This is a genomic window from Dactylosporangium sp. NPDC049742, from assembly GCF_040674675.1.
Classification (GTDB): domain Bacteria; phylum Actinomycetota; class Actinomycetes; order Mycobacteriales; family Micromonosporaceae; genus Dactylosporangium; species Dactylosporangium maewongense.
In genome coordinates, this window is record NZ_JBFANF010000042.1 from 97,764 (window position 1) to 109,278 (window position 11,515).

The following is an 11,515-nucleotide window of genomic DNA, read 5'->3' on the forward strand; positions in this document are numbered from 1 at the left end:
CTAGTCCCGCTGCGCGTCCAGGGCCAGCAGCGCGACGTGCAGCGACAGGCACACCTGCACGTCGTCGAGGTCCGCGCCGGTGATCCTTCGGATGCGGGCCAGCCGCTCGTAGAACGCGGGCCGGGACAGGTGGCTGTGCTCCGCCGCCGCCGACTTGTTGCGCCCGCGCTCCAGGTACACCCGAAGCACACCCAGCAGTTGCTCGCGCGGGTTCCTCGCGTCGTGCGCGAGCAGCGGCCCGAGCTCCCGCTCCACGAACGTCTGCAGCCGCGGCTCGTCACGCAGCATGTGCAGCAGCCCCGGCAGGCCCACGTCGGCGAGGCGGACGACGTCCTCCGGGCCGGCCGCCGGCCGCCGGACCGACACCGCGACCTGGCTCGCCTCCAGCAGCGACCGGCGCGCCTCCTTGGGCGTCGCGACCCCCTCCCCCGCCGCGACCACCACCGCGCCGCCGGCGAGCTCACGCACCCGCACCGCGAGCCGCCGCAGCGCGTCCGGCTCGTCCCCGGCGGCCCGCAACGCCAGCAGGACCCCGACGAGATCGCCGTCGAGCGCCCCGGCGAGCCCGGCCAGCGACGCGTCCCGCAACGCCCGCGCCGCCACCCCGGCGGAGCACCCGCGCAGCACCACCCCGACGAGCTGCCGTCGCTCCAGGTGTACGCCCAGCGCCTTCGCCCGCACGATCACGTCCGCCACCGGGGCGGTGTGGCCCACGAGCGCCACGAGCAGCGCCGACTGCGCCTGCCGCTCCAGCGCGTCCTGGTGCTCCAGCGCGTCCTGGTGCTCGTCCCGGTGCTCGTCCTGGTGCTTGTCCCGCTTGGTGAGCCGCGCCAGCGCAAGCGTCGCCGCGGCCCGCTCGATCAGCGTCACGTCCCGGTCCCGGGCCACCGGCAGCCGGATCAGCAGCCGCCCCCAGTCCTGCCCGCGCGCCCCAACGACCGTCACGAGCCAGCCCTTGCCGGCGTCGTGCCCGGTGCGCCCCGCCGGCTGCACCGCCCGGGAGTGCGCCTCCCAGTTCGCCAGGAGCAGCTCCGCGGACCCGCCCGCCGCGTCGTACGCGAGGACCTGCCGCGACAGGTTCTCCAGCACGACGGGAGCCCCCGCGAGCGCCGCGGTCTGCGCCACCACCTCCGCCGGCGCCGCCCCCTCCACCGACAGATCCGTGAACCGCTGGTGGATCTCGGCGGTCGCCCGCAACTCGGCCAGCTGCGCATCCACGATCATCCCGTGCACTGCCTGTGTGATCAGCACGAACGGCGTCCCCCGGTGCAGCTCGACCAGCGGCAACCCGAGCTCCTCGGCGGTCCGCACCATCACCGCCGGCAGCCGCCGCTCGAACCGCCGCCCCATCTCCACCGCCAGCCCGCACGCCCCGACGTCGGCGATCTCGGCCACGAACCGCCGCAACCCCGCCTCGTCAACCGGCAACCCGATCCCGGTGATGAGGATCAGCTCCCCACCCCGCAGCAGCGTCGCGATGTCGGGCACCTCGGAGCTGTGCACCCACCGCACCGCCTGATCCAGCCCACGCTCCCCCGCCACGACCCGCGGCGCACCGTTACGGACCGGGTCGAGCTCGAGCACCTCACGCACGGACGGGAACATCAGCGCGGATGCTACAACTTCCGACGACCCCCGACCCGCTCCCGCCGCCACGCCCTCATCAGCCCCCGCCCTCGTCGAGCCATCCCCCCACCGCCACCGCCCAAGCCGGCCGCCACGCCCTCATCAGGCCCTGCCCTCGTCGAGCCGTCACCTCATCGCCACCGCCCTAGCCCACTGCCGCGCCCTCCCGGCCCCCGCCCCCATCGCCCCATCGCCACTGCCCAAGTCCGCCGCGTGCCCGCGTCAAACCCGTCGCCCCCGCGCGAGCCCGCCACACGCCATCGCCAAGCCCCGCCCCATCGCACCGCCGGCCTGCCCAAGCCCACCGCATGCCCGCGTCAAGCCCCCGTCGGGCCCGTCGCCCCCGCGCGAGCCCGCCACGCGCCATCGCCAGCCCCGCCCCCGTCGCACCCACCGGCCCTGCCCAAGCTCGCCGCGCCATCGTCAGGCCCCGTCGGCTTTGCGCGAGCCCGCCGCGGCCTCGTCGAGCCGCAGACCCCCGTGACCCCTGAGCGAACCGCGCTGCGCCTTTGCCGAACCCGCGGACCCCAAGAACCCTGCGCCAGGCCCACTGCGCTCTCGTCGAGCGCCCGCCCCGATCGGTCCCCGCCCGAGCCACCTGTGCCGTCATCGAGCCCGCATCCGTCGAACCTTCGCGAGCCCCCGCCGCGTCCTCGTCGAGCCCCGCAATCATCGAGCCTGAGCCCTGCGCGAGCCCGCTACCCCCGTTCGTCCGGCCGCCCACAGCCCCGCCCCAGCCTCGACGACCGTCACGAGCCAGCCTTCGCCGGCGATGCGCCCGGTGCGCCCCGGCGGCCCGCACATGGGCTTCCCAGTTCGCCAGAAGCAGCTCTGCGAACCCACCCGCCGCGTCGCAGGCCGAGCCACCGGCCCTGTGCGGGCCCGCCGCGCACCGTCAGGCCCGCCGCACCCTCGGGCCGCCGCGCACCCCTACCGGGGCGTGGTGCGAGGACGCCTGGATCTCCCTCGTGCCTGCCGCGGCCCGGCCGTCCCGTCGCCGGACCTGCCGAGAGTCCCGCCGTTTCCCGCCATCCACCGCCGTCCCCCGTCGAGCGGCGGGCCGGACGAGGTCGTCGAGGGCCGGACGAGGTCGCCGCGCCCCTCGAGGTCGCCGCCCCAGCGGGCCCGCTGCGAGCCCGGCTGTCCCCCGACCGCGACCGGCTGGCCCGGCCAGACCCGCTGAGCCCCGCGGTCCTCCACCCGGCCAGACCCAGTGAGCCTCGCCGTCCTCAATCAGAGGCCCAATGAGCCCCGGCCGTTCCCCGTCGCGCCCATTGCGAGCCACGACGCGATCCCGTCGAACCCATTGCGGGCCGGAGCCGCTGCGGGCCGAGGCCGGTGCTCGGCGGGGACGCGCGCGCGGGGGGCGGCGGCGGAGGGCGGTGGGGTCTGGTCAGCTGGCGTTCAGGGGTTCACTTGTGTCGGGCACGGAGGTGGGTCGGTGCCCGGGCGTTCCGCTCTTCGAGACCGTAACACTGCCGACCAAATCGTGGACACGCGTTGTCATGGGGTGCCGACTCAACGCGACTACGTGCTGGTCAGCATAGCTGGGAGGGGGCGGTGGCGGAGGGGGGTGCCGGGGCCGGCGGTGAGGAGGCGGCCGGCGTGGGCGGTCAGGGTGCGGGCGGCGCCGGCGTCGTACACGTCGGTGAAGGCGTGCGGGCGGGGTACCGGCGGGCGGGCGGCGATCCGGTCGTCGCCGGTGATGGCGTACAGGCGGCCGCCGAGGGTGGTCAGGGCGACGCTGCCGCCCGCGGTGCCGATCTGGCGCCAGGCGCCGGTCTCCAGTTCCAGGGCCGGCAGGTACCAGAGGGTGTCGCCGTGGGCGGCGGCGAAGAGGCCGGCGTCGCACAGGGCGAGGCCGCGGGCGCCCCGGGGTGCGTCGGTCACGTCGGTCCACTTCGTGGCGTCGAAGGCAGGGTCGCGGTAGATCAGGCGGCCGGTGGTGGTGAGGGCCCACAGGCCCTGGCGCATCCCGCCGGCGGCCTCGCGGGGGGAGGCCAGGCACAGGACGTCGGGGGCGTCGCCGATGCGGTGCCAGGGCAGGTTCTGGCCGCAGGCCTCGCGGGCGAGGAGGGCGCCGTCGGCGTTGACGGCGTAGAGGACGCCGCCGCAGGCGGTGAGAGCGTGCAGCTCGGCCGGGGGGCCGATGACGGTCCAGCCGGCGGGGGCCGTCGCGGTGAAGCGATCCAGGACGTTGCGGGTGATGCGGTCGACGACGGGGTCGGAGAGGCCCTTGCCCCAGTTGACGGTGGCGGCCGTGAAGACCGTGCCGGCGCCGAGGTCGAAGACGCCCATGGTGGCGGCGCCGCCCTGGCCGTAGCGGCGCCAGTGGCGCAGGTCGGCGGTGGCGAGCACGACGAACGACGGCGGGGTCCCGTCGCGGCCGGTGGCGCGTGGCACCCCGCCGACGTCGGCGATGTCGGCGGCGTCGGTCTCGTAGCCGAGGGTGCCCTGGCCGAACTTGTCGCCGTCGCTGAGGCCGGTGCCGTCGAAGACCCAGTGGTCGGCGAACCTGGCCGTGAACGCCTCCCGGCCGATGACGGCCATGCCGTCGCCCCAGGCGCCGGCGCCGCGGCGGAAGCTGACGCCGGTCATCGCGTTCTCGGGGCGGTTGACCGGGGCGCTGGACCACTCGACGGTGACCCGGCCTGAGTCCACTGTAGACATGGGGTCGGTGGTGGCGTCGCGGTGGCAGACCATGGTGCGGCCCTCGTCCTCCAGGCGCATCTGCCACCAGGCCGTGTTGGCGCCGAAGACGGCGAGGTTGCCGCCACGGCGGACGAAGGCCTCGACGGCGTCGCGCTGCTCCCAGGTCCAGTACTCGTCGTGGGCGCAGACGACGAGGGTGCGGTGGCCGTCGAGGATCGCCGGGTCGAGGTGCAGGTCCAGGTTGGAGCAGTAGTCGACCTCGTACCGCGCGGACCGCAGCCAGCGCAGCAGCGGCTCCTCCCAGCGCTCCGGCGGTGGCCCGCCGCCCGGGCGGTCGAAGCTGACGGCGGCCGCGCGGGTCGGCTCCTCCGCGTAGTAGAGACCTTCGCCCGGCACGCCCGCGCGGTTGTACGCCTGCCACGTCGAGAACGGCACGGACACCAGGATCGACGCCCGGGCGGCTGCCGGTCGCACCACGAACCAGGCCTCGTCGTCGCCGGCGGCGTTGATGCGTGGCAGGGCGCCCGGAGCGGCGAACGTCGCGCGGTACAGCGACGACTGCCACGACACGGGGACCTGCAGTGTCCACGTCGGACCGTCCACTGTGTCCCGGCACATGACGAGCCCGGTGACGGCGTCGGTGACGACGACGGTCGCGGCGCCGGTCGGCACGAACGTCAGCGCGGCCCCGGCCACGACCGAGGTGGCCCGTGCGTACGCCGAGACGGCCACCGCGGCCCCGTCAGCGACGGTCACAGCAGCCCCGTCAGCGTGGACATCGGCACGTCGGAGCCGGCGGCGCGGACCAGCAGCTCCTCGATCGCCCGCAGGTGCGCCTCGATCGCGGCCGGCGGCAGGTACGCGGTGTCGGCCGTGAGCGTGACGACGAGCGCCTGCCCGTCGAGCGTGACGTGCAGGCAGTAGCGGCACGCGACGCGTTCCTGGGTGGCGGGGAAGTCGAAGCGGGTGTCGCGCTGCAGGGCCCTCAGGTCGGTTGCCGTTCTCAGGGGCCGGCCGTCGACGAGCCGCATGTCGTTGAAGCAGCAGTACGGGTGGACCGGCTCGCCCCGGGCGGCTTCGGCGTCGGCGAGCATCGCGTCCCACCCGGCGGGGTCGTAGGCGGCGGCGCGGTACCCGCGCAGGGCCGCCTGCCAGCCGGGGCGCAGCAGCGCGCCGAACGTGGGCCGGTCGACGTCGAGGACGAACAGGCCGTCCTGCGACAGCGTGCTGACGAGGTCGCGGTGCCCGGTGGTGAACCGGTTGCCGACGATCGGCATGACGGCGGTCGTCGGGTGCCCGCCGGCGGCCGCGGCGAGCGCCCCGGCGGCGGTGAGCAGCACGGTGGAGCCGCTGACGCCGTGCTGCGCGGCGAGCGCGTCGACGGCGCCGGGCAGCGCGGTGGAGACGATCCGCCCGGTCCAGTAGCGGGGCGCCTGCGGCGGCGCCGCCGTGGTGGGGAACATGGTGGCGGGGATGCGGCCGAACTGTTCGGCCCAGTACGACAGGGCGGCGGCGCCGCGGCGGTGCCCCTCGGGCGACTGCTGCTCCTCGGCCAGGTCGAGGGGGTTGGTCTCGGGGGCGCGCAGGCCGCGGTCGCCGCGCAGCGCGAGCAGCCGCAGCTCGCGGGCGAGGACCTCGGCGCCGTGGCCGTCGGTGGCGAGGTGGCACAGCACCAGGACCAGGTGGCTGACGGCGCCGCCGCGGGTGACGAGCGCGGCCCGCACCGGCCACTCGGCGTGGTAGTCGAAGGCGGTGCCGGCGAGCGTGTCCCGGGCGCGGGCCGCGGCGGCGGCCGGGTCGTCGCCGCCGTCCACCATGGACACGTCGAGGACGCCGGCCGTGGCGAGCACCTGCTCCGGCGGGCCGCCGGTGGAGCCGAGCCGGGTGCGCAGCGCCTCGTGGCGGGCGACGAGCGCGGCCAGGGCCCCGAGGGCGGCGTCGACCGGCACGGTCCGCGGGCCGAGGTCGACGATCCGGTCCAGGTTGAAGTAGTGGTCGTTGGGCACCGTGCGACCGATCGCGTTCCAGATGGCCCGCTGCCCCCACGTCAGCGGGCCAGTGCCCGATCGTCCGCCCGCGAACGGCAGCCGGTGCAGCGTGAGCGGCTCAGTCATCGCGAACCGCCCGCCCCTGCACGGCGCCCCCGAGGTCGCCGGCGACAGCCCGCTGCTGCACGGTCCGCCCGAGGTCGTCGGCGACAGCCTGCCCCTGCGCGGAGCCCCCGAGGCCGTCAGCGACGGCCCGCTGCTGCACGGTGCGTACGAGGTCGTCGAAGTCGTCGAGGTGCGTGCCGGGCGCGTCCAGGTCGAGCTGGACACCGAGCTCGTCGTCGAGGGCGTCGACGAGCCGCAGCACGGCGAGGGAGCCGACGCCGAGCGCGGCGAGGGACCCGCCGCCGGTCAGGATCTCCTCGGTGGTGACCTCGCCGTCGGTGGCGGTGCTGACCATCGTCGCGACCCGGTCGCGGAGCGCCGCGTCGACCGAAGGCGCGCTCATCGGGCGGCCAGTCGCTGCCGCAGGCTCAGCGGGCGGATGTCGGTCCACACCTCGTCGATGTGGGCGACGCACTCGTCCCTGGTGCCGGTGAACCCGGTGCGCCGCCAGCCGGCCGGCGGCTCCTCGGCGGCGTTCCACAGCGAGTGCTGCTCCTCGTCGTTGACGACGACGGCGAAGTCGGTCATCTGGCCTCCCGCAGGTCGGCGATCGCGGCGACGACGCCGTCGATCGTTGGGGTGTCGAAGAAGACGTCGAGCGGCACGTCGACGCCGAGACGCTTGCGGATGCGGACCGCGATCTGGGTGATGGTGAGGGAGTGCCCGCCGAGGTCGAACAGGTCCTCGTCGGGCCCGATGTCGTCGATGCGCAGCACCTCCTGCCAGATGGCGGTGACCGTCGCCGTGGTGTCGTCGCCGGTACCGCCGGAGCCCCCGGCCACGGCGGCGACGGCGGGACCGGCCGCGGGAGGTTCCGCGGGCGCGGGCAGGGCGGCCCGGTCGAGCTTGCCGTTCGGGGTCAGCGGGAAGGCCGGCAGCTCGACGACGGCAGACGGCACCATGTAGCCGGGCAGGGCCTGCGCCACGTGCTCGCGCAGCGCCACCGGGTCCACGGTTCCACCCACGGGCACGACGTAGGCGACGAGCCGGGCGCGCGGGCCGTGCGGGTCGGCGAGGACCACCGCGGCCTGCGCGACCGTGGGGTGGGTGGCGAGCCGGGCCTCGATCTCGCCGGGCTCGATCCGGTGGCCGCGCAGCTTCACCTGGTTGTCGACCCGGCCGAGGAACTCCAGTCCGGAAGGGCCGCGCCGGACCCGGTCGCCGGTGCCGTAGATGCGGGCGCCGGGCGCGCCGAACGGGTCGGGGCGGAACCGGTCCGCGGTCAGGCCGCCCCGGCCGCGGTACCCGTGAGCGACGCCGACCCCGCCGATCCACAGCTCCCCGGCGATGCCGTCGGGGAGGGGCCGCAGCGCGTCGTCGAGCACGTGGAGGGTGGTGTTGGTGACGGGCCCGCCGATGGTGACGGGGGCGCCGGGCGTGATGTCGGCGAGGGCGGACCACACGGTGGTCTCGGTCGGCCCGTACGCGTTGACGAGCCGCCGCACCAGTGGGGCGAGCTGGTCCGCGAGGTCCGCCGGCAGGGCCTCGCCGCCGGTGACGGCGACCAGGTCGCCGCGGGACAGCCCGGCCTCGAGCAGCAGTCGCCAGCCGGACGGGGTGGCCTGCACGTGGGTGACGCCGTGGCGTTCGGCGAGCCGCAGCTGGGTGGCGGCGTCGCGGTGCCGGTCCGGCGGCACGAGGACGATCCGGGCGCCGACGGTCAGGGGCAGCAGCAGCTCGACGGTGGAGATGTCGAACGACAGCGACGTGAGGCCGAGCCAGGTGTCGCCGGCGCCGGAGCCGAGGTGGTCGCGCATCGAGTCGACGAGGTTGGTGAGCGCCCCGTGCGGGACGGCGACACCCTTGGGCTTCCCCGTCGACCCCGAGGTGTAGATGACGTAGGCGACGTCGTCCGCGGCCGGGACGGCAAGCGGGGTACCGGACGATGCCACGCCGCCCGCGGCGGGGACCGCTGGCGGGGTGTCGCCGGACAGTGTCACGTCGGCCGGGGTCAGGACGAGGGCGGCGCCGGCGTCGTCGCGGATGAACGCGATCCGCTCCGCCGGGTAGTCCGGGTCGAGCGGCAGGTACGCGGCGCCGGTCTCCAGGACGCCGAGGACCGCGACGAGCAGCTCCGCGGTGCGCGGCAGGGCGATCCCGACGAGGGACCCCGGCCCGATCCCCTGCCGCCGCAGGCGGTCCGCGAGGCCATTGGCGGCGGCGGCGAGCCGCCCGTAGCCGATCCGCCGGTCCCCGCACACGACGGCCTCGGCGGCGGGGTCGGCGGCGGCCCGGGCGAGGAACCTGTCCACCACGGTGTCCCGCGGCGCGGGTCCGACCGTCGACACGTCCACCGTGGACGGCAGGGCCAGGTCGGCGACAGGGGTCTCGGGGGCGGCGACGGCGGCCGCGAGCAACGCCTGGAACTCCGTCGCGACCTGTTCGGCGGCGAACGACCCCGCGACGAGGTGCAGGCTGCCCTCCACGACCGTGGGGCCCTCGACGAACTGGAGGTTGGCGGTGCCGCGCACGGCGCCGGGGAACACCAGCCAGTCGACGGTGGTGTCGACGCCGTCGAAGGTGGGCGGTTCGGCCCGCCGCCGGTAGCTGACCGTCAGCGGGGCGAGCGCCGCGCGCGGGGTGAGCCGGACGGCGTGGCTGAGCGGGACGGCGCGGTGCGGGTACAGCTCCCGCAGCCGGGTCCGCAGCGCCCGGGCGAACGCGGCGAACGGCTGCGCGGGGTCCGGCGTGGTGCTGACGGGCAGCTCGTTGACGTGCAGGCCGATCCGCGGCACCGCCCGGTCCGCGGTGGACAGTTCGAGGGCGGTGGTGACGGTGCCGTTGCCGTACCGGCGCAGCAGCGCGTGCCAGGCGGCGAGGAGCAGCTCGAAGTGGGTGATCCCGAGGTTGGCGGCGGTCTCGGCGAGGGCGACCGTGCCGACGGTGAACGGGACCGCGACGGCCTCGGCGCCGGGCGCGGGGTGCCGGAGGCCGGGCAGCTGCGGCGGGAGCGGCTCCTGCCATCGCGTGGCCCAGAACGCGGCCGCGCCGGCGGTGTCCACGATGGACGAAGCTGCGTGCGTGTCCGCGGTGGGCAGGGTGCCGCCGTTGTACGCGGTGGCGAGGTCGGCGACGAGGACCTGCTTGGAGGTGCCGTCGAAGACGAGGTGGTGCGCGACCACGCACAGCAGGTGCTCGCCGGGCGCGGTGCGCAGCAGCGTGAACCGGGACAGCGGCCCGCGGCGCAGGTCGAAGGGCGCCGCGACGAGGTCTGCCACGTCCGCGGCGCCGCCGGACCGGACCACGAGGGTGACCTCGGCGCTGCCCGGCGCCAGCGCGACGAGGTCCTCGTCGACGGCGCCGGCGAGCACCGGGTGGCGGGCCACGACCGCGGCGACGGCGGCGCCGAGCCGGTCGACGTCGAGGGCGCCGGTGAACCGGAGCGTCACCGCGAGGTGGTAGGCGGGCCCGGCGGGCAGGGTCTGCTCGGTGACCCACACGCCGTGCTGGGCGGGCGTCAACGCGGCTGCGGCGGTCACGGTGGTCACGGTGGTCATCGGCCCGCCCTGTCGTCGTCGGGAAGCTCGGAAGGTGAGGGAGGAGAGGGAGGAGAAGAAAGAGAGGGAGAAGCGGGAGGAGAGGGAGCAGCGGAAGGCTCGAGGAGCTCGCGGAGCGAGCGCTTGAGGATCTTGCCGTTGTCGTTGCGGGGCAGCCGGTCCAGGAACAGCACGCGGCCGGGGATCTCGTGCCCGGCGAGCCGTTCGAGCAGGAACGTGCGCAGCTGCGGCGCGGTGAGCGGGCCGTCGGTGACGACGGCGGCCGCGACGGCGGCGCCGAGGACCGGGTGCGGCACGCCGAACGCGGCGGCCTCCCGGACCAGGGGATGCTCGTGCAGGGCGTGCTCGATCTGCAGCGTCGACACCTTGTGCGCGCCGGACTTGATGACGTCGCGGTCGCGGTCGACGAGGTACAGGTAGCCCTCGTCGTCGAGCCGGCCGACGTCGCCCATCCGGACCCACCGGCCGTGGAAGACCTCCGCCGTGGCCGCGCCGTCGCCGTAGTACGAGCGGGCGGCGACCGGCGAGCGCAGCCACACGTCGCCGACCTCCCCCACCGGCAGCGGCCGCCGGTCCGGCCCGGCGATCATCAGGTCGGCGGCGACGGTCGGCCGGCCGAGCGCGCCGGGTCGTTCGGGGTCGAACACCATCGACGTCTGCGCCGGGGCGGCCTCGGTCGAGGTGTAGTAGTTCACGATCGTCGCGCCCGGGAACGCGGCGGTGAGCTCCAGGGCGACCGCCGGTGGCAGGGCGGCGGCGGTGGAGCCGATGAGCCGCACCGTGGACAGGTCGTGCGTCTTGTGCACGCCGGCGTGCAGCAGCTCGATCGCCATGGCGGGGACGAGGAACACGGTGCCGACGGCGTGACGCTCGATGAGCTTCGCGAAGCGGCCGGGGGTGAAGGTGCCGGCGGTGAGGGCGGCGGCGCGGGCGTTGAGCGCGTTGACGAGCATCGTCTGGCCGGCGTTGCTGCCGACGGGGAACGCGTGCAGGAAGTGCGCGGAGTGCGCGAGCGGGCGGCGGCGCGGGTCGAGGGTGCAGCCGTGGGCGAGGTTGGCGTGGCTGGCGCCGACGCCCTTCGGCACGCCCGTGGTGCCCGACGTGTAGAGGATCTGCGCCAGGTCCCGCGGCGAGGGCGGCGGCCCGTCGAAGGTCCCGCCGCCGAGGTCGGCCAGGGTCGCGGCCCAGACGCCGTCGGGGTGCGCAGCCGCGCCGGCGGGGTGCAGGACCGCGCGGGCGCCGCTGTGGGTGAGCACGTGGCGGACCTCGGCGGGGGCGAGCCGGTCCGACATCGGCACGGCGACCAGCCCGGCGCGCAGGACGCCGGTGAACGCGACGGCGTACTCGTGCCAGCCGCCGGTGCCGTAGTGCAGCGCGACCCGGTCGCCGGGCGCGAGGCCGCGGTCGCGGAGCCCGGCGGCGACCGCCCCGGCGCGGGCGTGCCACTCGCCGAACCTGACCTGCTCGTCCCCGGCGACCAGCGCGACCCGGTCCGGCTCGGTGGTGGCCCGGTGCGCGAGCAGCTCCACCAGCGTGGCCGGCACCGCCGGCGCCCGCCCACCCGTCCGCTGCACGGGCACGGCCGGC

At 76.0% G+C, this 11,515-nt stretch carries 7 protein-coding genes; all 7 read right to left on the reverse strand.

What is annotated here, in order from left to right; all coding sequences use genetic code 11:
• The gene (locus tag AB0J72_RS38735) at nt 1–1,605 is read right to left on the reverse strand and encodes a PucR family transcriptional regulator (protein ID WP_363408257.1); all 1,605 of its coding nucleotides are present in this window, start codon (nt 1,603–1,605) and stop codon (nt 1–3) included.
• Between the two features lie 1,548 nt (nt 1,606–3,153).
• A complete protein-coding gene (locus AB0J72_RS38740; protein WP_363408260.1) occupies nt 3,154–5,034 on the reverse strand; it encodes a N,N-dimethylformamidase beta subunit family domain-containing protein in 1,881 nt (626 codons plus the stop codon).
• Nucleotides 5,031–6,392, reverse strand: coding sequence for a condensation domain-containing protein (locus AB0J72_RS38745; RefSeq protein ID WP_363408263.1), 1,362 nt, complete (start codon nt 6,390–6,392; stop codon nt 5,031–5,033). The genes AB0J72_RS38740 and AB0J72_RS38745 overlap by 4 nt, the downstream gene beginning before the upstream one ends.
• Nucleotides 6,385–6,774, reverse strand: a complete 390-nt coding sequence (locus AB0J72_RS38750; protein WP_363408266.1) for a hypothetical protein — start codon at nt 6,772–6,774, stop codon at nt 6,385–6,387. The genes AB0J72_RS38745 and AB0J72_RS38750 overlap by 8 nt, the downstream gene beginning before the upstream one ends.
• Nucleotides 6,771–6,959, reverse strand: coding sequence for an MbtH family NRPS accessory protein (locus AB0J72_RS38755; RefSeq protein ID WP_360562819.1), 189 nt, complete (start codon nt 6,957–6,959; stop codon nt 6,771–6,773). Before AB0J72_RS38755 ends, AB0J72_RS38750 begins: the two co-directional genes overlap by 4 nt.
• Nucleotides 6,956–9,928, reverse strand: coding sequence for an amino acid adenylation domain-containing protein (locus tag AB0J72_RS38760; RefSeq protein ID WP_363408269.1), 2,973 nt, complete (start codon nt 9,926–9,928; stop codon nt 6,956–6,958). Before AB0J72_RS38760 ends, AB0J72_RS38755 begins: the two co-directional genes overlap by 4 nt.
• The coding region (locus AB0J72_RS38765) for a class I adenylate-forming enzyme family protein (protein WP_363408272.1) at nt 9,925–11,515 on the reverse strand (1,591 nt) is incomplete at its 5' end. The genes AB0J72_RS38765 and AB0J72_RS38760, both read right to left, overlap by 4 nt.